This window comes from Paludisphaera rhizosphaerae (genome assembly GCF_011065895.1).
Classification (GTDB): domain Bacteria; phylum Planctomycetota; class Planctomycetia; order Isosphaerales; family Isosphaeraceae; genus Paludisphaera; species Paludisphaera rhizosphaerae.
Window position 1 is genome coordinate 68,701 of the sequence record NZ_JAALCR010000005.1, and the last position, 24,958, is coordinate 93,658.

Annotated in this window: 21 protein-coding genes; 8 read left to right on the forward strand and 13 right to left on the reverse strand. The window is 66.9% G+C overall.

Annotated features, from left to right (window positions below; all coding sequences use genetic code 11):
- Positions 1-78: 78 nt before the first annotated feature.
- Both G5C50_RS07865 and G5C50_RS07870 read left to right on the forward strand, forming a co-directional pair.
- Positions 79-330, forward strand: coding sequence for a hypothetical protein (locus G5C50_RS07865; RefSeq protein ID WP_165067416.1), 252 nt, complete (start codon positions 79-81; stop codon positions 328-330).
- An 86-nt stretch (positions 331-416) separates the two neighbouring features.
- Positions 417-1,529, forward strand: coding sequence for a DUF1559 family PulG-like putative transporter (locus tag G5C50_RS07870; protein ID WP_165067419.1), 1,113 nt, complete (start codon positions 417-419; stop codon positions 1,527-1,529).
- Positions 1,530-1,592: 63 nt separating this feature from the next.
- Here the strand turns inward: G5C50_RS07870 and G5C50_RS07875 are convergent, their stop codons facing one another.
- The 10 genes from G5C50_RS07875 to G5C50_RS07920 all read right to left on the reverse strand — a co-directional run bounded on the left by G5C50_RS07875 (position 1,593) and on the right by G5C50_RS07920 (position 13,038).
- Positions 1,593-2,069 carry a hypothetical protein gene (locus G5C50_RS07875; RefSeq protein ID WP_240907011.1) on the reverse strand — a complete coding sequence of 159 codons (477 nt, stop codon included), beginning with the start codon at positions 2,067-2,069 and terminating at the stop codon, positions 1,593-1,595.
- A gap of 60 nt (positions 2,070-2,129) precedes the next feature.
- Positions 2,130-3,242 (reverse strand): DUF1559 domain-containing protein, encoded by a 1,113-nt coding sequence (locus tag G5C50_RS07880; RefSeq protein ID WP_165067422.1) that lies wholly within the window; start codon positions 3,240-3,242, stop codon positions 2,130-2,132.
- 328 nt (positions 3,243-3,570) lie between these two features.
- Positions 3,571-4,140 carry a tRNA (mnm(5)s(2)U34)-methyltransferase gene (locus G5C50_RS07885; protein WP_165067425.1) on the reverse strand — a complete coding sequence of 190 codons (570 nt, stop codon included), beginning with the start codon at positions 4,138-4,140 and terminating at the stop codon, positions 3,571-3,573.
- A gap of 4 nt (positions 4,141-4,144) precedes the next feature.
- Positions 4,145-5,098 (reverse strand): sugar phosphate isomerase/epimerase family protein, encoded by a 954-nt coding sequence (locus G5C50_RS07890; protein WP_165067428.1) that lies wholly within the window; start codon positions 5,096-5,098, stop codon positions 4,145-4,147.
- A gap of 567 nt (positions 5,099-5,665) precedes the next feature.
- Entirely contained in the window at positions 5,666-6,403 is a 738-nt protein-coding gene (locus G5C50_RS07895; RefSeq protein WP_165067431.1) for a lysophospholipid acyltransferase family protein, read from the reverse strand.
- Positions 6,400-7,053, reverse strand: a complete 654-nt coding sequence (gene cmk, locus G5C50_RS07900; RefSeq protein WP_165067434.1) for a (d)CMP kinase — start codon at positions 7,051-7,053, stop codon at positions 6,400-6,402. Before cmk ends, G5C50_RS07895 begins: the two co-directional genes overlap by 4 nt.
- 143 nt (positions 7,054-7,196) lie before the next feature.
- On the reverse strand, positions 7,197-7,643 hold the full coding sequence (locus G5C50_RS07905; RefSeq protein ID WP_165067437.1) for a DUF2203 domain-containing protein: 447 nt from the start codon (positions 7,641-7,643) through the stop codon (positions 7,197-7,199).
- A gap of 299 nt (positions 7,644-7,942) precedes the next feature.
- Entirely contained in the window at positions 7,943-9,697 is a 1,755-nt protein-coding gene (gene polX, locus G5C50_RS07910) for a DNA polymerase/3'-5' exonuclease PolX (RefSeq protein WP_165067440.1), read from the reverse strand.
- 48 nt (positions 9,698-9,745) lie between these two features.
- On the reverse strand, positions 9,746-11,533 hold the full coding sequence (locus tag G5C50_RS07915; protein WP_165067443.1) for an ATP-binding cassette domain-containing protein: 1,788 nt from the start codon (positions 11,531-11,533) through the stop codon (positions 9,746-9,748).
- A 416-nt stretch (positions 11,534-11,949) separates the two neighbouring features.
- Complete coding sequence (locus G5C50_RS07920; RefSeq protein ID WP_165067445.1) at positions 11,950-13,038, reverse strand: IS630 family transposase; 1,089 nt, start codon at positions 13,036-13,038, stop codon at positions 11,950-11,952.
- Between the two features lie 164 nt (positions 13,039-13,202).
- Here G5C50_RS07920 and G5C50_RS07925 point away from each other — a divergent pair, with 164 nt between their 5' ends.
- Positions 13,203-13,895: a PEP-CTERM sorting domain-containing protein gene (locus tag G5C50_RS07925; RefSeq protein WP_165067448.1), complete on the forward strand. Its 693-nt coding sequence runs from the start codon at positions 13,203-13,205 to the stop codon at positions 13,893-13,895.
- Positions 13,896-14,157: 262 nt separating this feature from the next.
- Here G5C50_RS07925 and G5C50_RS07930 read toward each other — a convergent pair whose 3' ends face one another.
- Positions 14,158-14,880 carry a hypothetical protein gene (locus G5C50_RS07930; protein ID WP_165067451.1) on the reverse strand — a complete coding sequence of 241 codons (723 nt, stop codon included), beginning with the start codon at positions 14,878-14,880 and terminating at the stop codon, positions 14,158-14,160.
- Between the two features lie 128 nt (positions 14,881-15,008).
- Here G5C50_RS07930 and G5C50_RS07935 point away from each other — a divergent pair, with 128 nt between their 5' ends.
- Together G5C50_RS07935 and G5C50_RS07940 are read left to right on the forward strand one after the other, a co-directional pair.
- Positions 15,009-15,380, forward strand: a complete 372-nt coding sequence (locus G5C50_RS07935; protein WP_165067454.1) for a hypothetical protein — start codon at positions 15,009-15,011, stop codon at positions 15,378-15,380.
- A gap of 234 nt (positions 15,381-15,614) precedes the next feature.
- Complete coding sequence (locus G5C50_RS07940; RefSeq protein ID WP_165067457.1) at positions 15,615-18,764, forward strand: efflux RND transporter permease subunit; 3,150 nt, start codon at positions 15,615-15,617, stop codon at positions 18,762-18,764.
- An 83-nt stretch (positions 18,765-18,847) separates the two neighbouring features.
- Here the strand turns inward: G5C50_RS07940 and G5C50_RS07945 are convergent, their stop codons facing one another.
- Both G5C50_RS07945 and G5C50_RS07950 read right to left on the reverse strand, forming a co-directional pair.
- Positions 18,848-19,312 (reverse strand): DUF1569 domain-containing protein, encoded by a 465-nt coding sequence (locus G5C50_RS07945; RefSeq protein ID WP_165067460.1) that lies wholly within the window; start codon positions 19,310-19,312, stop codon positions 18,848-18,850.
- A 197-nt stretch (positions 19,313-19,509) separates the two neighbouring features.
- On the reverse strand, positions 19,510-20,286 hold the full coding sequence (locus G5C50_RS07950; protein WP_165067463.1) for a hypothetical protein: 777 nt from the start codon (positions 20,284-20,286) through the stop codon (positions 19,510-19,512).
- Between the two features lie 307 nt (positions 20,287-20,593).
- Between G5C50_RS07950 and G5C50_RS07955 the strand changes: the two genes are divergently transcribed.
- The 3 genes from G5C50_RS07955 to G5C50_RS07965 are packed head-to-tail and all read left to right on the forward strand — an operon-like array spanning position 20,594 to position 24,941.
- Positions 20,594-21,844, forward strand: coding sequence for a hypothetical protein (locus G5C50_RS07955; RefSeq protein ID WP_165067466.1), 1,251 nt, complete (start codon positions 20,594-20,596; stop codon positions 21,842-21,844).
- A gap of 43 nt (positions 21,845-21,887) precedes the next feature.
- Positions 21,888-22,475, forward strand: a complete 588-nt coding sequence (locus G5C50_RS07960) for a sigma-70 family RNA polymerase sigma factor (protein ID WP_165067469.1) — start codon at positions 21,888-21,890, stop codon at positions 22,473-22,475.
- 24 nt (positions 22,476-22,499) lie between these two features.
- On the forward strand, positions 22,500-24,941 hold the full coding sequence (locus tag G5C50_RS07965) for a protein kinase domain-containing protein (RefSeq protein WP_165067471.1): 2,442 nt from the start codon (positions 22,500-22,502) through the stop codon (positions 24,939-24,941).
- Positions 24,942-24,958: the final 17 nt, after the last annotated feature.

A 24,958-nucleotide genomic window follows, 5' to 3' on the forward strand; every position in this document is an offset into this window, starting at 1 on the left:
TCATCGCCGAGGCGGCTCGTCGAAGGTACGCGCTGGATTGCGTCGGCGATCACTCCCTCTCCCAGGAGCCAGGATCCGATGATACGCAGTCGCACATGGATGTTGGCGGTGCCGGCGCTCGCCGGCTGCCTCGCATGGACGTCGCTGGGCTGTAGCGGGACTGAGCCAGCCTCGACACCCCAGCCGTCCACTCCCACCCCCACTCCCGCCCCGGCGGAACCGCCCAAGGTCGCCAAGGGGAAAAAGTCCAGGGATCCCAACCTGGATATGGGATTCAAGGAGCTTCGCGAACAGCGTCAGAAGGCGCAGGAAGCCGGGAAGACACCCTGACCACCTTTGTTCCGATTCGGACCGCTATCCTCAGGTCTTCTCCTGCATCTCTCGTCGATGTACCTCATACTCGGAAAGGACAATTCATGCGACGTGCCTCCTCTGCGCCGAATCCAAGTCGCGGGTTCACTCTGATTGAATTGCTGGTCGTTATCGCCATCATCGCCGTGTTGATCGCCCTACTCCTACCGGCTGTTCAGGCCGCTCGCGAGGCTGCCCGCCGAGCGCAATGCACCAACAACCTGAAACAACTCGGGTTGGCGACCCACAACTACGAAAGCAGCAACGGCTCATTCCCCTGCGGGGACAAGATCAACCGCACGATCGACGCAAAAGCGATGCGTCAGGACTACGGCCCGTTCGTCGCCCTGCTCGCCTACTACGAGGGCGGCACCGCCTGGAACGCGCTGAACACCAGCCTCACAAACTGGGTCGCCGCCAACAGCACCGTCACGGGGATCGGCATGAGCACGCTCTGGTGCCCCAGTGACGACGTGGCGGGCATCCGTGCACCGTACATCGCGGGCGAGACCGACGGCTGGGACGACGTCTACCAACCGTTCACCTACAGCAGCTATGCCGCCAATATGGGGACGCTGGCCTATCGCTACGACGACACCAAGCTTCCGCAGTCCGACGGCATCTTCAACCACAACGCCGGCAAGGTCACTGCCCCGAATCAGCCCGATGCATCCGGGTGGGGATATAACGCCAGCTTCCAGCCGGTGAAGATCTCTTCCATCACTGACGGCACCAGCAACACGATCCTCTACGGAGAGCACGCCCACAGCCGGCTCGTCCCAGCGGGTGCGGCAGATTATGTCAAGTACGGGACGAACATGTGGATCTCGGGCGATTGGGGCGACACGGCCTTCTCGACGTTCTTCCCGCCCAACTACTTCAAGGACAGTGCTCAGGCCGACCAGAGCAGGAACCCCGGCGCGCCCCCGAACAAATTCCCCCGTGGCAACAACTTCAGCAACACGGCCGCCAGCAACCACTCCGGCGGGGCCAACTTCGCCTTCTGCGATGGCTCGGTCCGCTTCATCAAGAACTCGGTCTCCTCGTGGAACCCCGCCTCGGTGACCACCTCGGGCAGCAGCAGCAACTGGGTCTACACCACAACCTCTCAGATGGGCGTCTTCCAGGCGCTCGGCACGCGGGCCGGCGGCGAAATCGTCAGCGCCGACGCTTATTGAGCTCCCTGAGATTCATCAGCCGGCCGGGGCGGCTTGTTCGCCCCGGCCGGCTGACGTTTGCGCTCAGCGTCGGTTCGACGCGATCCGCTTCACCGCCGGTTGCGAGCCGGCCAATTCGTAGGTGAAGCGGTTGTCCGCCCCCTCCACAACCTCGGCGTGAAGCTCGGAGCGCTGGTTGTAGCGGACAGGGACGACTTCGACCTGCTCCCTGATCGGGTTCTCAGGGTCTTCCCGATTCTTCAAAACTTTGCCCGTCTCCTTCCGGGCCCGAACCTCCACGCGATGAGCGCCGAGGCCCGGCCCCTCGTGCCGAGGCAGGTCGAAAGCGCCGTCCACGACCAGCCCGCTGACGATCAGGTCGCCGCCGGACGCGGGGATGAAGGTGATCAGCCCCTGATCCAGGGGCTTGCCGTCGAGCGTCACCACGCCGCTGACAGGCTCGCGAGCAGGGCCTTCCACTCCTCCACAGCCCGCCACAGCCACGGCGAAGAAGGCCGTTGAGAGCGTCGCCAGGGCGCGGAACGATCGGATGAGGGGCACGATCTTGACCTCCACAAAGATTCGGATGGATATCCTGAAGGGGAACCGGCTCGACCGGGCTCAATACGAATCCGACGAGAGGATCTCACCGCCGGCGCGAGTGCCGAGAGCCCAGACAGGGGCCAGGTCGACGCTGTCCTTCAGGAAACGGACCGATCCATCGCTCAGCAGGATGTTCGCCCCCCCGGGGTGCAGGCTGCTGAGGCTGAAGGCGCCTGGGCTCTGGAGTGTCCCCGTGCCGTTCACCGAGCAATTCGGGTATTTCGGGTTGGGACCGGTCAGGGTGTTGCCCATCGAATAGCCGATGAGGCCGATCGACCAGTTCTGGCCCAGCGTGTTCGACTTGCCGTAATACCCGCTCCGATCCCGAGCGGCTGCGGCGCAGAGCGAGAGCCAGGAGAGCAGCACCGGCCGAGAGAGGCTCGGCACGCTGAGCGAGCCGTCGTTGCGCTTGGTGCCAGTGGGAAACTGTCCGAGGAAGACGATGTCGGTGGGGATCGTCGTGACGCTGGAATTGCCGCTGCCCGTCCGCCATTCGCCGAAGGCGATCGTGTTGCTCGAGCCGTCGGTGATCTCATGGAGACCATGGGTCCGGCCAAGTTCGCCGACGTACTCGAAGACGCCGTTGGGAGGCCCACCGCTCTGCTGGCCGGCGAATTCCAGAGTCGCCCCCAGAGAGGCGTAGTAATTGCCCCCGGGCGCCCGGATCGTCCCCAGCAGGGCCCCGGAACCCGAGTGGTTCCAGGAAGGCTCCGGCGACGAGGGGCAGAGCATCAACGAGAGCCGCGTCCCCGTCGTCGTCGTGTTGACGGCGATGCCATAGGCGTCGTTGAAGCAGGCGAGGTTGAAGTTCGCCGCGTTGTACAGCGCCGGCTGTTCCGTGAATCCCAGCAGCCGCACGTTCGCCGAGAAGTCGCCGTTGTTACGCGTCGTCCCATCGGCGTTGCGGCCGAACAGAGCCCCCGGCGGGAACGAATCGAAGACACTGTGATAATTGTGCAGGCCCAACCCAATCTGCTTGAGGTTGTTGGTGCACTGGGCGCGCCGCGCGGCCTCGCGGGCGGCCTGCACGGCCGGCAGAAGCAGGGCGATCAGGACCGCGATGATGGCAATGACGACCAGCAATTCAATCAGCGTGAATCCGCCGCGACGCGGCGATGAGGGCGTACTCATGGTACGAACCTTCTTCTCCCAGGCAGCGCCTCCATCGGTATGGTCGGCCGCTTGCGGGGTTGAGCGATCGAGCCTCTCGTGATCGAGTCGGCATGGCTCCACGACGGGAACCTTGGGGCCAGCGTGCCTTCGGCTCCGGCCCTGCAATCCAGCGAAGCGACTTCCCGACGCTTCACCCTCCTTCGAGGTCGCGCTCATTCATTCGCGACCGCCGATCGTTTCCTCATTGTGCTGACGATCGACGTGAGGGTCAACCGCAATCCAGTTAATTTCTATAGACCTACTATGAATTGAGGCCGACACGGCGATCCCAGCCCCCGACAGAGGCTCACTTGGGGGTGATCGCCAGCAGACAGGGCGCCTTGTGGGCGTTCAGAAACTGATAGAGGACGACAGTGGCCCGGAACGAGGGGATGGATCGCGCCCACACCAGAACGGCGTCCTGTTCGTCCTGGCCGCCGGCGTGGCCCGGATAGCAGACGACTGTGATGATCCCGCCGGGGGCGATCAGCTCGAACGCCGCGGCCAGCGCGGCGAGGGTGGTGTCGGCCTTGGTGGCGAACTCGCGATTGCCGCCGGGAAGGTAGCCGAGGTTGAACATCACCGCCCGCGGCCGTCGTCCCGGCGCTCTCTGCGCCAGCACTCCGGCCATCCCCTCGTGTCCCGTCTTCACGAGGATGACGCGGTCGGCCGTGCCCGGCGAGGTCAACCGGGCGCGGGCCGAATCGAGCGCCTCCTGCTGGAGGTCGAAGCCGATCACCAGACCATGCGGCCCCACCCGTTCCGCCAGGATGGCGGTGTCGCGTCCATTGCCGAGCGTGGCGTCGATCGCCAGGTCGCCCGGCTTCAGGACTCGCTCGACCCACGCATGAGCCTGGTTGAGGATCGGGTGGAACACGCGGTTAGGATCCCACACGCGCCGACGCTGGCACCGGCAGGGCGTCGACCAGCGCCTTCATTTTCTGGAGGCCCGTCGCAGCCACGGCCGCGGGGTCCTCCGCCCAGTACTTCCGGTTGAAAAGCTCCAGCGAGAGCATCACGCGGAACCCGCCCGAAGCCAGCGTCTCCAGGATCGACTTGATCGGCGCCACGCCGTCGCCGGGGTAGACGCGGTCGGCGTCGGTGAGCTTGGTCCGGTCGGGAACGTCCGGGTAGTCGTTCATGTGCAGGACGGAGATCGACGCCGGCCCCAGCAGCTTCAGGCCCTCAAACTCCGAGCCGCCGCGGTGGAGGTGGTAGACGTCCGGCAGGATGCAGGCCCTGGGATGACCCGAGGCGATCGCCACATAGGCCGCCTCCGCCAGGTTCCCCAGCGTCTTCGACGGTCCCCAGACCTCAACCTCGGGAACGATCCCGAACTCGTCCCCCAGTTCCAGGAGCGTCCGATACCGCTCGGCCAACCGGGGAAGCTCAACGGGCTTGTCCGTCGCCCCCGAGGCCGGCGCGGCGACGCGCTTCGCGCCGAGCTTCTGGAGAATCTCCAGCGAGCGTCGGGCGTTCTCCAGCCCCTTGCGGCGGCGTTCAGGGTCGTCGACGGACCATTCGAAGAAGTCGATGGCGCTCTCGATCGAGATGCCGGCGTCGCGGAACCGCTTGGCGAGGTCTTCCAGCGAGCCGCCGCCGTCCTTATACCTTCGGATCTCGTCGAGCCAGGGTTCCATCCCCTGATAGCCGGCCTTCGCGGCGATCTCCACGATCTCGACGATCCCCAGCTTCTGGCCCCGGATGGTCGACGTGTTGAGACCAAGGATGAACGGGCTGGCCCCCGGCGTCGGCCGATCGGCGGCGGCCCAACCCACGCGACCGCCCAGCAAGGTCGCCCCCGCAGCGGCGCCCAGCAGAGCGCGTCGGTTCATTGAGACGTTCCGGGTCGGCTGCGAATCGATCGAGGTCATGGAAAGGATTCCGTGATGACGAAGTCCGGAGAGGATCGGACGTACGCCGGTCCTCACAGTCTCCGGAGAGGAGAGAGGGCCGGGGTTGGAGAGGGAGTGAGCGTCGGATTGTGCAGGAGGTCTTGCGAAGCCCCAACGGGCGACGGCCTCGCGGACCTTGGCGATGGATTCTAATCCACGCCCACACAGACCACCAAAGGGAATTCCGCTACGACCGACCCTCCCCTTCGAAATTCAAACCACTCTCCTTCATCAGAAATCGCGAGTCCGGGACCACACTATGAGATGGAGGGATCTTCGTTTTTCAGGCTCATTGGCAATCCGACCTCGGTGCGACCGGCGACCGCCGGTTCATGGCCACCCAAGCGTGGCCACGGTACCCAGATTCGGCATTCCTGGGTGGTGTTGAGCGGGGAGCATCGAAAAAGCGCGCGAACGAAGCCACTGCGGATCCAAACCACAACAAACGACCATAAAACAACTTACGCCGAACCCCGGCCTTGGCTTCGCTTGCAAACGAAGCCGTCGTCAGCCCCCCAGGTCGCGGGCGAGCCCCTGGCGGGCGATCTCGACGCACTCGGCGATGCGATCGTGGATCAGGGCGGTGACGGCGCGGGGGTCGAGGCCTTCCAGATCGGCCGGCATGATGGGGGGGCCGTAGTGAACGCGGATCGGGTGGGGGCGGGGGAAGAGTCGATGTCGGGGCCAGGCCCCGAAGGTCCCGGCGATTCCCGCCGGGACGACGGGGACGCCCGCTCGGGAAACCAGCAGGGCGATCCCCGGCTTCAACTCGCCGAGCTCGCCGTCCTCGCTGCGGGTTCCTTCGGGAAAGAGGGTGACCACGCCGCCGTCGCGAAGGCGTCTGAGGGTCTCCTTCATCCCGGAGGCCCCCATCCCCTCGCGCTGGATGGGAAACCCGCCGACGGAGCGGATGAAGAACGCGAGCCCGGGGAGGAACAGAGTCGACCGGGCGACGTAATTGAGCGGCCGACGGACGCCCATTCCCAGGATGAAGACGTCCAGAAAGCTGAGGTGGTTGGAAACCAGCACCGCCCCGCCGGTCTCCGGCATGTTCCGCCAGCCCGTCGACCGCCAGCCGCCGAACGCGGCGAACCAGGTTGAGACCACGGCCTTCACAAACCGGTACCAGATTCGGGAGGCGAGCGGTCGATCGACCGTCGCGGCGGGCCGGCGTTCGCGGCGGGAAGGGGTCGACGCGGGGTCGGCTGGAGACGAGGCGGGTTCGGGGGCGGCGTCGGCGCTCATGACGGGGGGAGGACTTTCCGGAGGAGGAGGTCGACCACCTCTTCGATGGTCATCCCGGTGGTGTCGATGGTCTCGGCGTCGTCGGCCGGCCGCATCGGTGCGATGGCGCGGGAGGCGTCGCGGGCGTCTCGGGCCTGCTGGTCGGCCAGGACGACCTCGAACGTGGTCTCGTCCCCCTTCGCCAGCAGTTCGGCGAGCCGGCGGCGGGCCCGCTCCTCTTCCGTCGCCGTGACGAAGAACTTGTGCGGGGCGTCCGGAAAGACGATGGTCCCCTGGTCGCGCCCCTCGGTGACGACGTCGGCCGCCTCGGCGAACGCCCGTTGCCAGGCGACCAGCCGTTCTCGAACCGCGGCGCAGTTGGCGATGAACCGCGACGCCCGCGTCACGGCCACGTCCCGAATCGCCTTCGAGACGTCCTCTCCCGCCAGCAGGGCTTGGCCCGGTGGGAACGCCGCGTCGAGCCCGGTCGCCAGGCGTTCAAGGGCGTCGGCGTCTTCCAGGTCGGTTTCCTCGCGGAGCGCGGCCAGGGTGACGACTCGGTACATCGCCCCGGTGTCCAGAAACCGCCAGCCCAATCGCTCGGCCAGAAGCCGGGCGACGGTGCTCTTCCCGGCCCCGGCGGGGCCGTCGATAGTCACGACGCGATACACGAGCGAAGTCCTGGAGGCGGAGGGGTCACGGTCGGCTCCGGCCCATTGTCCTCATCCGCCGGCCGACTTCAAGCACTCGCCCCGCGAAGCCGAGGGGCCGCGCGGGGCGAGAAGGGATGCCGATGAGTCCTGAGACGAGACCGTCAGACGGCGGGGGCAGCGGGGTCGGAGATCTTCTGCCGGCCGGCGAAACCGGCCTCTCGCTCATGCCAGAAGGCCACCGAAGGCTCCCCCAGCCGCCAGCAGAGGTAGACCTCGCGACCGTCCATCAGGCTGGGGAAGTCGCACAGGCCGTCCATGTTCCGAAGCTCAACCCCAAGGGCCTGAAGCTCCTGGTGGAACGTATTCAGACGTTCCTCCTCAGCCTCAAGCTCGCTGCGAAACTGGGTCAGCTCCTCGGAGTAGGCGTCCTCGGAGTTCCGCTTGCGATCACGGCCGACGCGGGCGAGCCGCTGCTGAAGCTCTTCAACGACGGCGTTCTGACGGACGATGTCGGCGACGATGGCCCGGACGTACGGCAGCGCCCGGTTGGCTTCCTCGACCGAGTAGTATCTCACACGGGGTTCCCGAAGGGGTTTCGTCGCGGCCATGGAAACGTCCTCGCAACTTTATGGATGAAGACGGAGGGAACCGAGGCCGGAAGGCCGGTGCGTCGTCGCGGGAAGAAAGCGAATCATGCGCCGGACGCCCTTCATGACGTAAGACGGACGGACCGGGCCTCCCTCTCCATGCTCACATCCCTTTCACGCCGGCGGTTGAGGAGGATCAATGGAATCCCCCCACACCTCGCCAGCGGGAAAGGCCGTTCAAAAGTCCATCCCTGAGCATTCACCAAATCATTATAGGACGTGGTCGAACCCCATCAAGACGACGTGGCCGCCAGTGAACGTCAGTCGCCTTTCCCCTTCAGGATCTCCAGCCGCCGCGCGACCTCAGCCAACGGCGCCGTGTTGAAGACGTCGTCGCGAGTGAGCCAGGCGCGGCGGGCGACTCCGACGCCGTAGCTCAGGTCCTTGAGACCGGCGACCGAGTGGGCGTCAGGATTGATGACGATCGTCACCCCCTTCTTGCGAGCCCGTCGGCAGTGGACCGAGTCCATATCCAGCCGGTACGGACTGGCGTTGATCTCGATCATGGTCCGGTGCTTCGCGGCGGCCTCGATGACCGCGTCGAGGTCCACCTCGTAGGGCGCCCGCGAGAGCAGCAGCCGGCCCGTCGCGTGGCCGAGCATGGTGACGTGGGGGTTGGAGATCGCCCGGATGATCCGCGCGGTCATCTCGTCCCGAGACATCTTGAACCGCGAATGCACGCTCGCGACGACATAGTCGAAACCGGCCAGGACGTCGTCGGGGAAATCCAGCGAGCCGTCGCCGAGGATGTCGCACTCGGTCCCCTTGAACAGCCGGAATTGCCCGCCGAACTTCGCGTTGAGAGCGTCGATCTTGGCCCACTGGTCGTGGACGCGATCGATGGTCAGACCTCGGGCCATGGCCAGCGACCGTGAATGATCGCCAATCCCCAGATACTGCATGCCCAATTCGCGGGCGCCCTCGGCCATTTCTTCGAGCGTCGCCTCGCCGTCCGACCAGTCGGAATGGCAGTGGAAGGTGCCGGTCAGGTCGCTGTATTCAATGAGCTTGGGCAAGGACCCGTTCTCGGCGGCCTCGAACTCCCCAGCGTCCTCACGAAGCTCCGGAGGGATGTACTCCAGACCCATCGCCTCGAACAGTTCGGCCTCGTCGCGGCACGGGAGCGTCTTGGACTCGTCCTTGACCCCGGTCAGGGCGTACTCGTTGAGCGAGTACCCCCGCGCCAGGGCCCGCCTCCGCATGCCGATGTTGTGAGCCTTGGAGCCGGTGAAGTAGTGGAGCGCGAAGGCGAACTGGTCGTCGGCCACCCCCCGAAGGTCGCACTGGACGAACTGATCGGTCTTGAAGCCCGGCAAGAGGACGCTCGCCTTGGTCGTCCCGTGGCCGAGGACCTTGGCGACCTGCGGCAGCGTCACGAAGGCGTCGAAGACCGGCCCAGGCTCCTTCGAGCTGAACAGGACGTCCAGGTCGCCGATGGTCTCGGCCCGACGTCGCAGGCTGCCGCAGACCTCGGCGCGGATGACGCCCTTCTGGGCCCTGACGAATTCGAGGATCGGCGCGACCAGCGCCAGGGCCTCGTTCTGGAGGATCCGCCCGCCGGTGGTTTCCAGGAAGCCGATCCCTTCCAGGATGTTGGCCTCCGTCTTGGCTCCGAAGCCCTTCACCTTGGCGATTTGACCGGCCTGGGCGGCCGCGCGGAGGTCCGCGAGACTCTGGATGTCGAGCGCCTCGTGCAGGGCCTTGATCTTCTTGGGGCCAACGCCGGGGACCCGCAGCAGGGCCAGCAGACCTGGGGGGGTCTCGGCGCGGAGCTTCTCGTAGGCCGGCAGCCTCCCTGTGGTGGCCAGTTGGACGATCTTGGCGTAGAGGGTCTCGCCGATCCCCGGCACTTCGGTCAGGCTGCCGTCGGCGATCATCTCGGTCAGGTCCGAGGGAAGGCTCTGAAGCGCCTGGGCCGCATTATGGTAGGCGCGACAGCGGAACGGGTTCTCCCCCTGGACCTCCAGGATCGTCCCCATGTCGTCCAGGATCTGGGCTATCCGCGGCGTCTCCATCGATTCGTCTCCTCGGCGACCGGCTTCCGATCCGCTCCGCTTGTACCCTCAGCCCCCGATCGCGTCGAGGGCCTCCCAGCGCTCGTAGGCGGCGGCGAGTTCGGTTTCCAGGGCCTGGAGCTTGGCGTTGGCCTGGGCGATGGCGTCGCGGTCCTGCTTGTAGAACGAGGGATCGGCCATCGATTCGTGGAGCGCGGCCAGGCTGGTCTCCAGCTTCTCGATCTTCCCCGGCAGGGTCGACAGCTCCTTACGCTCCAGGTTCGAGAGCTTGACCGACTTGGTCCGGGCAGGCTCGGCCGATGCGGGTTTGGACGGGGCGGCGGGTTTGGGCTCGGGAGGCTGTTCGACGGTGCGCTGGCGGAGGTAGTCGTCGTAGCCGCCCTCGTACTCCCTGACGCGGCCGTCGGGCTCGATCGTCAGGACGCTGGTGGAGACGTCGTTGAGGAAGGCTCGGTCGTGACTGACCAGCAGGACGGTCCCCTGATAGTCGACCAGCAGCGATTCCAGCAGCTCCAGCGTCTCCAGGTCGAGGTCGTTCGTCGGCTCGTCAAGGACAAGCACGTTCGAGGGCCTGGTGAAGAGCTTCGCCAGCAGGAGCCGGCTGCGTTCACCGCCGGAGAGGTACTTGACCAGCGTCCGGGCGCGGTCGGGGGAGAAGAGGAAGTCCTGCAAGTAGCCCAGCACATGGCGCTCGCGGCCGTCGATCGTGACCGTCTCGTAGTCGGTGACGTTCTTCTGGACCGTCTTCTCGTCGTCGAGGGCCGACTTGAGCTGCTCGAAGTACGAGACCTCCAGGTTGGTCCCCTGTTTGATCGTCCCCTGGCGGGGGGAGAGCTTGCCCAGCAGCAGGTTGAGGAGCGTCGTCTTGCCCGCGCCGTTGGGACCGATGAGGCCGACCTTATCGCCGCGGATGATCGTCGTCGAGAGGTCGCGGATCACCGAGCGGTCGCCGTAGCCGAACTCGACGTCCTCGGCCTCGATCACGAGCATCCCCGACCGTTCAGCTTCCTGGGCCTGGAGCAGAGCCGTCCCCTGGCGTTCCCGGCGCTGTTGATGGGCCACTCGCATGGCCTTGAGGGCTCGGACGCGGCCCTCGTTGCGGGTGCGGCGGGCCTCGATCCCCTTGCGGATCCACTTCTCTTCCTCGGCCAGCTTCTTGTCGAAGAGGTCGCGCTCGCGGGCTTCGGCGGCGAGGAGCTGATCACGACGGACGAGGAACGTGGGGTAGTCGCAGGCCCAGTCGGCCAGATGTCCGCGATCCAGCTCAACGATCCGCGTGGCCAGCTTCTGGAGGAAGACGCGGTCGTGGGTCACGAAGACGATCGTGCCGGAATACCGCAGGAGGAAGTTCTCCAGCCAGCCGATCGACTCGATGTCAAGGTGGTTCGTCGGCTCGTCGAGCAGCAAGACGTCGGGCTCGCCGACGATCGCCTGGGCCAGCAACACCCGACGCTTCATGCCGGAGGACAGCTCGGAGAATTTCGCGTCCGGGTCGAGCCCGACCCGCGAGACGACGGCCTGAACGCGATGGTCGTCGCCGCCGAAGCCGTGGTCGTCGTGCGAGAGCCCGTCGGCGACCTCATCGGCGACGGTCCCGCCGTGGCCGGCCGGCACGTCCTGGAGCAGCCGAGCCACCCGCAGCCCCTGCTGGCGGAGGACGTCCCCTTCATCGGGCGAAAGCTCGCCGCTGATGATCTTCATCAGCGTGGACTTCCCCTCGCCGTTGCGGCCCAGCAAGCAGACCCGCTCGCCGGCCTCGATCGTCAGATCCACGCCGTCCAGCAACTTCGGCCCGCCGAACGACAGGCTCACCCCGCGCAAGCTCAATAACGCCATGATCTCGCTTCTGACCCGGACTTCCTGACGCGGACCCGACGCTCCCCGGGCCTCTGGGCGTCATTGTACCGCATTCCCGGGATCGAAGACCCCAGGGTATGGAAGGTCCACGCCCCCACTCTCTTCGGACCGTGCGAAACCGTCCGAATCGATCCCTGTCCCGGACAATCCCTTCCGCGCCGCCAAACTAAGTCGACCTGCTCTCTTCATTGCGACGGCAGCTTAATCAACCGCGAACAACGCTCAAGAAACGACGGCCGCGTTGTCTCTACGCATCACATGTTCAATCTGCTAACCGTAATGACACAGCTCACTTTTGCACGCGTTGAAATAACACTCAACGCCCTCGACCATGCACTACGTTACGGCGAAGACGAGAGATCCGACGACCTCAAGAAGCCGAAGAGTGCGTGAAACTAGTGTCCTGAGTCGGAAGTCCGCTCGATAACCTTCTTGACGCGGTCGAGGATCAGGTCGGCGTCGGCGGTCCAGACGAACGGCTTGGGCGCGGCGTTGTGATGCTCCAGATACTCCCGGATCGCCGCCTCCAAGGCCGTCACGCTCCGGAAGGCTCCGCGGCGGATCCGCTTCTCGGTGATCTCGCCGAAGAACCGCTCCACCAGGTTCAGCCACGAGCCGCTGGTCGGCGTGAAGTGCAGATGGTATTCGGGGTGGCGGAGGAACCACCGCTTCACCGCCGCCGTCTTGTGCGTCCCGTAGTTGTCCAGGACCAGGTGGATCGCGACGCCGGGCTCGCGGACGAGCTTCGCGTCCAGCTCCTTGAGGAACTTGAGGAACTCCTGATGCCGGTGCCGTCGATGGCACTGGCCGATGACCTGGCCGGTGGCCACGTTCAGGGCCGCGAACAGCGAGGTCGTGCCGTTGCGGACGTAGTCGTGGGTCGGCCGCTCGCCCGCGCCGGGCGTCATGGGCAGCAGCGGTTGCGTCCGGTCCAACGCCTGGACCTGGCTCTTCTCGTCGACGCACAGGACGATCGCCCGCTCCGGCGGGCTCATGTAGAGGCCGACGACGTCGCGGACCTTGTCGACGAAGTAGGGGTCGGTCGACAGCTTGAACGACTCGGTGCGGTGCGGCTTCAGGCCGAAGGCCCGCCAGATCCGCCCGATCGACGATTGCGACAGCCCCTCGGCCCGGGCCATGCCGCGCGTGCTCCAGTGGGTGGCCGCCTTGGGCTTGGTCTCCAGCGTCTTGGTAACGACCCGCTCGACGTCGGCGTCGGTGATCGTCCGCGGGGAGCCCGGCCGGGGCTCATCGGCCAGGCCCTCCAGGCGGCGCGTAACAAACCGCTTCCTCCAGGTGCCGACGGTGGCCGCGCAGACGCCGAGCCTGGCGGCGACGGCCTTGTTGTCCAGGCCCTCGGCGCAGGCCAAGATGATGCGGGCGCGGGTGGCGAGGCGTTGAGTGCTCTTGGGTCGGCTCGCCCAGGTCTTCAGGGCCTGCCGCTCATCGTCGCCGAGGATCAACTCGGCCGTCGGGCGTGCCATGCGTCGGTCTCCTTTGCCGAAACACTACCGGCCGATCGCTCCTGGCGCAAGATTATTCAACGGATTTCCGACTCAGGACACTAGGGGCTCTCTTCAAGTCGACGCTGTGGTCGCTTGGAACGTTCGACTCGTTCGCATCCCAGCTATCAGGAGCCTTCGCCACAATGATTCGTCACCTTCTTGCGTCGGCCGCTTTGCTCGTGTTGGCGGCAGCCGGATCGGCGCATGCCGCATCTTTCACCTACAGTCTGGACATTTCGGTCAACGGCGCAGCGCCGCTCGGCCTTGCAACCGCCACCATCGCCGACGCGGGCGCCAACACGGTCCAAATCACGATGGACCTCACCGGCATGCCCACTGGTCAGTTCGTCGACTCCTGGCTGTTCAACTTCGACGGCACCCAGTCCGCCCTGAACGCCCTGACGTTCACCTACAACGCCGGTCTCTCAACCGGCGCGAGCGCCGGCACCCCCGGCACGACCCTCAACGCCTACGGCAACAACAACACGTCCGGCTTCGGAAACAATTCGTCGGGGCTCATGGACATCTATTTCAACTTCCCCACCCCGCAAGGCAATCGGTTCAACGGCGGCGAGAAGGTTGTCTACGACGTCACCGGCACGGGCGTGACGGCTTCAATGTTCAACGTGACCAGCGCCCCGAACTACAACGCCAATGGTCCTTACTACACGGCTGCCCACATCGCGGGGATCGCTGACGGCTCCAGCACCACGAGCGGCGCCATCGGCGCCAATTCCGTCGGGTCCGTTCCCGAGCCGGCCTCGGTGGTTCTTGGCCTGATGGGGGCGATGGGCATCGGCGCCATCGCGTTCCGCCGGCGGCACGCGACCATCTGATGGTCTTACCTCTGTGAAACCTCCCGCAGGCGATCACGGCTTCTCTGATCACTAGCAGGTCGGGGGCCGGTCAGCTCTGGCTGATCGGCCCCGCTTCATTTCGAAGCGTTTGTCGCGTGCCATGTCACAGCGTGAACCCGCCGAACGACAGGCTCGCCCCGCGCAAGCTCAATAACGCCATGTTTCGACTTCGAGTCGGACCACGAACCCGCCCCCGACCGGCGAACCGGACGCACCGAGACATCGTAACGAAAACGCGTCGTTACGGCCTCGGCATGGAGAACGCCAGGCCCATCGCGCAGTTTCTCCCGAACAGTATGGACGACCCAGCGTTCCCACAACTGGCGAACCAGTGTTGCAACGGAGTCTGCCCCTCAATCGCCTGGATGAACTGCTCCATGGTCAGTCGCTGGGAGGGAAACCTGACCAGTTGATCGTCGATCCGTCCTTGCGGGTCCTCACCGATCATGTAGATGAACGCGCTGCCCGAGCTGACGGGCGACGGCCGGTCGAGACCGAACTCCCACGGGCTTCGCAACTCGGCGACGGCCATCTCCAGCTTGGGCAGGGCGATGAGCTGGGCTTTCTTCCGTTCGATCGTCTTGACGGGTGCGTAATACGCGGCGACCACGATCGCGGCTAGGACGACGGCCGGCGCGATCCGACCAATCCCGGCGCCCACCCTCAGTGGACGCGCCGCCAGCAAGGCCCCGCACGCCAGAAAGGCGAGGTGATAGGGTTTCGAGGCGACGACCGCGACCAGGCCGATCACCGCGGCGACCAGAACGCCCTGGGTCGTGGAGAGGGTGGCCCTCGCGGGATGACCGAGTGAATCGATGTGGCCGCCTCGGTCTGACCACCAAAGCGCCAGAAGCACGCCGACGACGAGGAGAACCAGAGGGTATTCCAGCGCCGCCACAACGACCAACACGGTAATCGCCGCGGCGTCCAGGGCACGCAACAAGGTCGTCAAGGACTTCGCCATAACGCCTCCGGGAACCGGAACACGATCCTTGGCCTGGAAATTCGGCTCAACGTCCGGTTGAACTTTCGTCTATAATCATTGTACCTCGCCTCCCAAACCGCCTCCAAAGCCAGGTTGTACTTCGTTCCATGCTCGCCCCGCTCCTCTGCCTGCTCGGTCTGACGCTCATCAGCCAGGACGGTTCCTCCGTCTCGGTCGGAGCCGTCGTCCGCGCGCCTGAGGTTCGGTCCATCGAGCGGACGGAGGTCGCAACCGGGTCGACGACCTCCACCCCCCTCGACGACGAGGTGGAGGACTACCCCGAAGAGCCCGAGGGTGAGGACGACGAGGACCCGGGCGATGCCGTGGACCACACCAAGGGACGCTCGGCGACGGCGGCCCTGATCGCAGCGCCGGTGCTTCTCGGATTCATCGCCGCCTCCCCTCCCCTTTCCTTCCGCGAGACCTCCGCACACCCCAGGGGCGTGCCGCTGAGCCTCCTCTGCCGGCTCCTGTTCTGAGACGAGACGGCGAAATCGTCTGCGCGGGCCCTCCTCTTCGGCGCCTGTACATCCGCCGCAGCGATTTCGACGCAAAGCCGATTCCCCCTCATCCGGCCTTCGGCCACCTTCCCCCGCGAGGGGTGAAGGCCGATATGGTCTCGGATCCTGGATGTTGAAGGCTTCCGGCCGCCCTATCTCCGCGCGCGGCCAGCGTTCCTCACGTCTCATCTCCCACGGAGTCTTCGCCGAGTCATGTTCGATCGTCTCATCAACGGCGCCTTGAACAACCGATCGCTGGTCGTCCTGGCCCTGGCCGCTCTGATCGCGGTGGGGGCGAATTCGCTCCTGAACCTGCCGATCGACGCGGTCCCCGACATCACCAACGTCCAGGTGATGGCCCTCACCAACGCCCCGGCTCTAGGGCCGGAGGAAGTGGAGCAGTTCATCACGGTTCCCGTCGAGAACGAGATGAACGGCATCCCCTACGTTCAGGAGGTGCGGTCGTTCTCGCAGCTAGGCATCTCGGGCGTGACCGTCGTGTTCGAGGAAGGGACCGACATCTACTGGGCCCGCCAGCAGGTCAATGAACGGCTGGGGCAGATCACCGCCGACATCCCGCCGGACTTCGGCCGCCCTGAAATCGGCCCCGTCGCCACCGGCCTCGGCGAGATCTTCCAGTTCGAGGTCCGCAACGCCCCCGACGCCGAGCACCCCCGCTCGCTGATGGAACTGCGGACGATCCTGGACTGGGAGGTCGCCCGGCCGTTGAAGACGGTCCCCGGCGTCGTCGAGGTCAACCCGTTCGGCGGCGAGTTGAAGACCTACGAGGTCACCATCGACCCCATGCGGCTCACCGCCCGCAACATCTCGATGGACAAGGTCTTCGACGCCATCCGCCGCAACAACGCCAACACCGGCGGCGGCTACATCGAGCGCAGCGGCCAGCAGCGCGTGATCCGGATGGTCGGACTGATCGGCGACCTGGAGGCGCTCAACGACGTCGTCGTCGATACCAGCGTGAGCGGAACGCCGATCCTGGTCCGCGACGTCGGCGAAGCTCGTTACGCTCCCATGATCCGCACGGGCGCCGTCACTCGTGACGGTCGCGGCGAGGCCGCGACGGCCACCGTGCTGATGCTCTCCGGCCAGAACTCGCGCGTGGTCGTCGACCGGATCAAGGCGAAGATCGCCGAGATCCAGGAGACTCTCCCCCCGGGCGTGATCGTCGAGCCCTTCTACGACCGTGCGTCGCTCATCGAGCGGACCATCGCCACCGTCGCCCGCAACCTGACCGAGGGCGGCGTGCTGGTCGTCGCGGTGCTCCTGATCCTGCTGGGCAACCTGACCGCCGGTCTGATCGTGGCCTCGGCGATCCCGCTCTCGATGCTCTTCGCGGGGAACCTGATGCTGGCCTCGGGGATCGCCGGCAGTTTGATGAGCCTGGGCGCGCTCGACTTCGGCTTGATCGTCGACAGCGCCGTGATCGTCATCGAGAACTGCGTGAGTCGACTGGCCCACGCGAGCCCCCGCGAGAACGCCGTGGAGGTCGTCCGCCGCGCGACGCTGGAGGTCCGCAAGCCGGTGGTTTTCGGCGTGGCGATCATCACGATGGTCCACCTGCCGATTCTGGCGCTGGAGGGTGTCGAGGGGAAGATGTTCCGGCCGATGGCATTGACGGTCGTCTTCGCCCTCATCGGCTCGCTGCTGCTCTCGCTGACGGCCACGCCCGTCCTGGCGTCGTTCTTCCTCAAGCCGGGAACGGCCGAACGCGACACGCTCCCGATCCGGATCGCCAAACGGTTGTACAAGCCGACGCTCAACTGGGCCGTGAATCGGCCGTACGTCGTGGCGATCTCGGCGGCCCTGGCGCTGGCGGCCGCCGTCCCCTTCGGGATGCAGCTCGGCGGCGAGTTCATCCCCCAGCTCGACGAGGGAGACCTCGTCGTCGTCCTGATTCGTCCGCCGGATGCCTCGCTTTCCGAGGGCCTTGAGGGAACCACCCGGTTCGAGAAGGCGCTCCATGAGAAGCTGCCGGACGTCATCCGCACCGTCGTCAGCCGCACTGGCCGACCAGAGATCGGCATCGATCCGGCGGGCGTGAACCTCACCGACGTCTTCGTCCTGCTGAAGCCCTCCGACGACTGGCACTCGGTCCACTCGAAGGATGAGCTGATCGACCGGATCAATGAGATCGCCGCCGATGTCTTGCCCGGAACGTTCCTCAGCTTCACACAGCCGATCCAACTTCGGTTCAACGACCTACTCGCTGGCGTCCGGGCCGACGTCGGCATCAGCCTGTTCGGCGACGACCTGGACGTGCTCCAGGAGAAGGCCGACGCCATCGCCGCCGTGCTCCAGAAGATCCCCGGCGCGACCGACGTGAAGGCCCAGGAACTCGGCGGCCTGCCGTTCCTGAAAATCACGATCGACCGCGATCGGATCGCTCGCTACGGCATCGACGCGGCCGACGTGCTCGACGTCGGCACGGCGCTTGGCGGCAAGATCGTCGGCCAGGTCGTCGAGGGCCAGCGACGGTTCGACCTGGTCGTCCGCGTCTCGCCGGAGATGCGCAAGGACGCCCAGGCCATCGGCCAACTCCGCATCCGAGACGCTCAGAACCGCCTGATCCCGCTCCAGGACGTGGCCGACGTCGAGAACGTCGACGGCGTCTACGAAATCTGGCGGAAGGACCGTAGACGTCGCGTGATGATCCAGGCCAACGTCCGCGGCCGCGACCTGGCCAGCTTCGTCAACGAGGCCCAGGAGAAGGTGAAGGAGCAGATCTCCCTGCCGAGATCCTACGTGCTTCAGTGGGGTGGTACGTTCGAGAACCTCCAGTCAGCCACCCAGCGGCTGACGATCGTCGTGCCGGTGGCACTGCTGGGGATTTTCCTGCTCCTCTATGCGACGTTCCAGTCGATCGGCCTGGGCCTGTTGATCTTCCTCTCCGTGCCGCTGGGGGCGATCGGTGGGGTGATGGCGCTCTGGCTGCGGGACTTGAACTTCAGCATTTCGGCGGGCGTCGGCTTCATCGCGCTCTCGGGCGTGGCGGTGCTCGACGGCCTGGTGCTGGTCTCGGCGATCCGTCAGCTCATCGAGGACGGCGAACCCACTCGCGAGGCCGTTCGAAACGCCTCGATGTCTCGTCTAAGGCCGATCCTGATGACGGGCCTGGTCGCCAGTCTGGGGTTCGTCCCGATGGCCTTCTCCCACGGCTCCGGCGCCGAGGTCCAGCGCCCGCTGGCGACAGTCGTCATCGGCGGCATCCTCACCAGCACCCTGCTGAAACTGATCGTCATCCCGGCCATCTACCCGTGGTTCGACCCGGGCGTCCCCAAGCCGCAGGAGTCTTCCGCAGAAGACGACCTCCTGGCCGCGGGCGGCACGAGCGGCGGACACTGACGCGGCAAGGTTGGCGATCGGCGGCTGGCCTCGGGAACTCTCGTTCCCGAGGCCAGCCGCGCTGATTGCAGCGATACCTCGCGTCAGGAAGCCTCGTCGATCGTCGGAATCGCGAAGCTCAGATGGTGGGCGCAATGGACGCAGACGAGGCGGTTCCACTGGTCTCTGGACAGTGTTCCGAACAGTCGATGCGGCGCGAATGGGCCGGGGGCCGCGGCGAAATCCGCGAGCGTCTGGCGCAGGAACCTCGCCGCCTCGCGAGCGTCCATGTCTTCCGGAGGTGCAAGCCCGCCGGGGAGCGAGATCCCTTCGGGAAGGACGCCCGTTGAGAGCACGCGGTCGCGCTGCTCCTCGCTGACGCGCAGGGAGGTGTCGTGAGGACCGTTGACGGGTGCGTTCAGAATCCGTCGGGTCACGGTCGCCAGGTGGTTGCAGATCTGCCCCAGCGTCCACGAGCCGACCGTGGAACAGCCTTCAAGCAGGCGGGCGACCTCGTCGTTGATCTCGTCGAAGTTGCGGAATTGCAGGGAGCGTCGTCCAGAGGTCATGGGTCGTCCTCGGCTCGTTCGGGTTCCAGGCCCAGATCGACGCCCATGCTAACGATTCGCCGACGCCCCGCCAGCCCCGGAACGTTCAGACCTCAAACGCGAAGCCGACCGGTCAGCTTCGACCGGTCGGCTTCTCCCCAACGCCGGCGTCGGCGGGGTTGAGTCGAACGTTCCGAGTTGGTCCCCGACGGCCCGGATCAGCAGGAACCGCGAGGGCCGCCGCCCCCAGGCCCGCCGCCGAACCCGGGGCCGCCGAGGATCAGGTCGAGATTCTGCGGCGGCGTCGCCGTGAGGTTCAACCTCGTGTAATCGGCGGCGATCGCCGCGCGGGCCGTCGCAAGAGCCGACAGCTCGGTCGAGTCGACGCTCAGGCCCTCGGCGACCGCGACGAAGGCGTCGAACGCCGTGTTCACCAACTTCGTCTCGTCGTCGGTCAGGGTCTTGTCCGTGTCCGTGGAAGACGTCGCACCGGAGAACGCGGCGAGGAAATCGGCGCGGGAGGTTTCAGGGGTCGTCGAGGAATCGGAGTCGGCCAGCGAAGCCAGGACAGTGTCGGCCACGGCTGCCAGCTTGGTCGGATCATAGGTTACGCCGGCCTGCTTCACGGCGCTGAACGCGTCGCGAAGCGCCAGACGTTGGGCGTCGGTGACGCTCGACCCCTGGTACACCGAATTCACAGTCGTCTGATAGGTTTTCAGGTCGGCGGCCAGCTGCGTATCCTTAACGCCGCCCATTCCCCCTGGTCCCCCTCCGTGCAGATGGGAGGTCGTTGATCCACCACCGGCGGCCTTCGCGAAAATCGCCGCGCGTGAGGCCATCGAAGGAGCGGAAAGCGCTCCTAACCGAGAGAGGACCAGCCGCGCCTCCAGGTTATCCACGGAAGGCTGCATGCCTTTCGACCGACGCGGCGGAGTGTCGTCACGGCGCTTCCAGACGGGAACCAACCGGCGCAGCATCTCCCTGGAACGACTCATGATGCGTTTCCTTGGCGAGTGGACCATCTTGTCGGGAAGATCGAGAGGCCGGCGGTCCTCTTGCCGATAGAAATCCACAGGAAGCGATCGAAGCGCGCGCGGCGATCGCAGGGGATTTAAGGAATTGGCCTCCGCGTGCGGAAGATGATGTCGTAAAGTAGATGGCGAGGGGTATCTTCGTAACAGGGTCCGAGATTCTTCGTATTCGAAATCGCGAGACCACGTCAGTTTCCGGGTCGCCCGATCACATCAAGCAGCCCACCCAGCCGTGCCCCGGAACTCGTCGTCCGTGAGGGAGAAGCCGTCGATGCGGAGTGCTCCTCGTGCAGCCGGCCGGTTCGCGCCGACCCTCCAACCGCTTGAGGGGAGGATGCTGCTCAGCCAGGCGCAAGGCCTGGTGACGACCGCCCCCATTACGCCAGTCGTCGTCCTGATCGACCCGGCGCCCTGGGGCGTTGGGGGGATCCAAAAGGGCTGGGGCGCGAGTTCGAGTCGCGACTTCGGGCCGCAATCCGACTTCCACTTCGGCTACAACAGCGTCGGCCCGTGGGGACGACCGCAGGGCGGAGGTTGGCAGGACGGACAGAACGCATGGTCGCAGACAAATTCGAACAGCGATGCGACGAACAGCGCGTCGACGTCGATGGCGACGCCCCCCGGCGGCTTCGGGACGACCTTCGGCGGAGTCGGGCCGAATGCAGCGCCGACAGGCCTCGCACCGATGACGGCGACCCCTCCAGGCTCCCCGGACCCGTCGGCCTCGGCCTCGGGTCCCGCCGCGGCGGACGGCAACGCCGTAGCGACAGGTCGCGGACCTGTCGGGCCGACCGGCCCCATGTTCGTCCGCCCCAGGGAATTCGCGGCGGCGTCGCTCGCCGCCTTGCCGATGGGGGCGGCGCCTTCCACGCCGGCGCCGACGAGTAACCCGCAGGCGATGGGGAATCTCGCCGCGACGCCAGGGCCGAATCCGGGCGATCCGCCCCCGCCGCCTGGACCGAACCCCGCCGCGATGGCCGCCGGCGCTGGGGCTCCGTCCACAGCACAGCCGCTGGCCGAACCCGGCGGCGCATGGACCGCCACGGCGACCGTCAGCGTCGTCGGATCGCCAGGACCGGCGACGGTCACGCAGACGTCCGTGAACACGCACGACGCGACGAAAGCCCTCGTGGCCGGTGTGCCGAATTCCACTCCCGCAACGATCGCGATCCAGGCTGGGATCGGAATGCCGGCTGGGACGACCGACGGTCGAGGCGAAGCCGGCGACTCGCAAACGGCTCCGAACCTGGAGGCCGCCGCGCCTCAGGCCGCAGGCGTGCTGACGGCGTTCATGCCCCTGGACCCGAAGACGATCGAGGCTTCCCTGGAGAAGCTCCTGGAACGGATCGACGCCCTGGGGGCGCCGATCGCCGGCTCGCAGGACCGGCTGCCGATCATCGTCCCGGTCGCCGTCGCCCTGGCGGCCATGGAAACAGCCCGTCGACGCCTGGGGAAGACCTCGACGCCGGGCCCGGTCGTCGGTCGCGGTTCGCGGCTCTCCTCGCTCCGGGGCCTCTCCTGAAGCGAGCATCCCTCCGTCGCCCTCCAGGACGAGAACGGACGCCATGAGCGAAGAATCCCTGGATCGCTGGATCGAGCGTCTGAACGACGGCGACGACGCAGCCGTCGAGCGCGTCTTCCTGGCCTACGAACCCTACCTCCGGATCATCGTCCGCCGCCGGCTCAGTCGAGGGCTGCGGACCAAGGTGGATTCCGGCGACATCGTCCAGTCGGTCTTCGTGGACTTCGTGGCCGGCGTCCGCGACGGCGGCTGGCGGTTCGCGGGACGGGCGCAGCTCCTGGCGTTCCTGCGGCGGATCGCCGCCCGGCGGATCGCCGACCGCTGCCGCAAGCATCGTCACTCCATGGGCCGCGAGCAGTCGCTCGACGAGACCGAGCCCGGCGAGCATCCCAGTTCCCCCCTGCCCCGGCCTAGCCAGGAGGCCCAGGGGCACGAGTTCTGGGACCGCCTCCTCCAGGCCTGCCCGCCGGGGCATCGCGAGATCGTTCGGCTCCGCCGCGACGGCCTCCGCCTGGCGGAAATCGCCGCCGCCACCGGCCTGCACGAGGGGAGCGTCCGCCGGGTCCTCTACGACCTGGCCCGACGGCTCTCGGTCGCCCGCCGGACCATCTCCCGCGGCGACGAGGACTGATCGACGAGACCTGGGAGCGCGGGGATGGCCGAAGGAGCGAGCGAGGGGGAATGGGTCTCGGACGAGGTCGCGGGGATGGTCGCCGCCTGGGATCGCGGCGAGCCCGTCACCGCCCTCGACGTCCTGGGCCGCCATCCCGACGCCGACCCTGAATCCGCCATCCGTCTCATCTACGAGGAAGCCTGCCTCCGCCGCGAAGCCGGCGAAAACGTCGACACGTCCGAGGTCGTCCGTCGCCACCCCCGCTGGAGCGAGGAGCTGCGCGACCTCTTCGCCTGCGACCGCCTGATCCGGCCTTCGACGGCCGTCGCCGACTTCCCTGACGCCGGCGAGACGCTGGACTCGTTCGTCCTGCTGGAGGAACTCGGCCGGGGCGCCTCGGGACGGACCTTCCTGGCCACCGACCCGACGCTCGCCGACCGCCCCGTGGTGGTCAAGGTCGTCTCCGACGAGCAGGACGAGCACCTGGCGCTGGCCCCGTTGCGCCACACCTACATCGTCCCGCTCTTCTCCGAGCACACGATCCCCGAACGCGGCCTGCGAGTCCTCTGCATGCCCTACCTCGGCGGCGCGACGCTGGCCGAGGTGCTCCAGGACCTGGCCTACCTCCCGGTGGCGACGCGTTCGGGAGCGGCGATCGTCGACGTTCTGGAACGTCGAGGCCGACCGATCCCAGGAGCGCCGAAGGTCGCCGGGCCGTTCCGTCGCGGCCTGGAAGAGGCGTCGTACGTCGACGCCGTCTGCTGGATCGCCGCCTGCCTGGCCGAGGCCCTCCACCACGCCCACCTGCGTGGAATCGTCCATATGGACCTGAAGCCGTCGAACGTGCTGATCACGGCCGACGGCCAGCCGATGCTGCTGGACTTCCACCTGGCTCGCCCGCCGATCCAGGCCGGCGAGAGTCCCGCGGGCCGCCTGGGGGGAACTCAGGGCTGGATGGCGCCGGAGCAGGAAGCGGCGATGCGAGCCGTCTCCGACGGCCTGCCCGCGCCGGCGGATGTCGACGGTCGGGCTGACGTCTTCGCCCTCGGGCTGCTCCTCCGAGACGCTCTGGGGATCGCCGGGAAGGGATCGGAGCCTGTGACCTCCCGTTCCCGACTGCCGGCCGGCGTGGGGGTCGCCCTGGCGGACGTCGTGCGGAAGTGCCTGGCCCCGCAGCCGCGCCACCGCTACGCCGACGCCGCGGCCGTCTCAGAGGACCTCCGCCGCCATCTCAACGCGCTCCCCCTGCGGGGCGTTCGCAACCGCGACCCGATCGAACTCTGGGAGAAATGGCGGCGGCGGCACCCCGGCGCGTTCGCCTGGGGGATCGCCGCGATGGCCGCTCTAACAGCGCTGACGGCGGCCGTCGCCTTCTGGTACATCGACCGCGTCAAACGCGTCGAACACGTCCAGACCACGCTGGCCGACGCTCGCCGCGATCTGGCCGTCGGTCGCTTCGACGCCGCCCTGCAGCTCCTGGCGTCCGGCCTGGAGGAAGCCCGCTCACTGCCCGCCGTCGGCCGGCTCCGCGCCGAGATGGAGGCCGAAGTCCGTCTGGCCAAACGCAGCGCGACGGCCGCCGAGCTTCATGCCCTGGCCGACCAGATCCGCTACCAGCACGGCGTTGATCTTCCGGCCGACGAGGAGGCTCGGTCGCTAGCCCACGCCTGTCAGGCGGTCTGGGACAACAGCGGCTGGCGGACCGCCTCCGATTCCCCCAGCCTCGACCCCGAAGCGGAAGCCCAGCTCAAGACAGACCTGATCGAACTGGCCGCCGTCCGCGTCGACCTGCTCACCCGCTCCGGCGACGGGAAGGACCGCCAGGAAGCGCTGAAGCTCCTCAACGAAGCCGAGGAGGCGTTCGGCCCCACCTACGCTCTCGACGTCCGCCGGACCCGACTCGCCGGCTCGAACCAGGATCCTCCCTTGCCGAAGACGGCCTGGGAACACGACGACCGAGGCCGCTTTCTCCTCCGCTCAGGCCGCGTCCGCGAGGCCGCCGAGGAATTCGCCCACGCGCTCGACATCCTCCCTCAGAGCTTCTGGCCCAACTTCTACGCGGGCTTCTGCGCTCTTCGGCTGAAGGAGTATCAGGCCGCCGCCGCGGCCTTCCACACCTGCGAGGCGATCAATCTGAAGGCGGCCCTCTGCCCGTACAATCTGGGCGTCGCCCATGAGGCCCTCGGCCTCGTGGAGAAGGCCCAGTCCGATTACTCGCGGGCCCTGGAACGAGACCCTGACTTCGCTCCCGCCCGGCTCAACCGCGGCCTGCTCGCCTTCAAGGTCGGCCGCCTCGATGAAGCCGCCGCCGACCTCGACCGCGGCGCCCTTTCGCATCCCGACCGCGAGACGCTCGGCAAGATCCGCTACGCTCTGGCGTTGACGCGACGCGCGCAGGGAAACCCGGACGCCGCCCGGACCGAGGCCGAAGCCGCCCTGCGCCTGGGCGTCAAGGAAGCTCGATCGCTCCTCGACGCGAGGTGAACGAGCCGAGCCGATTT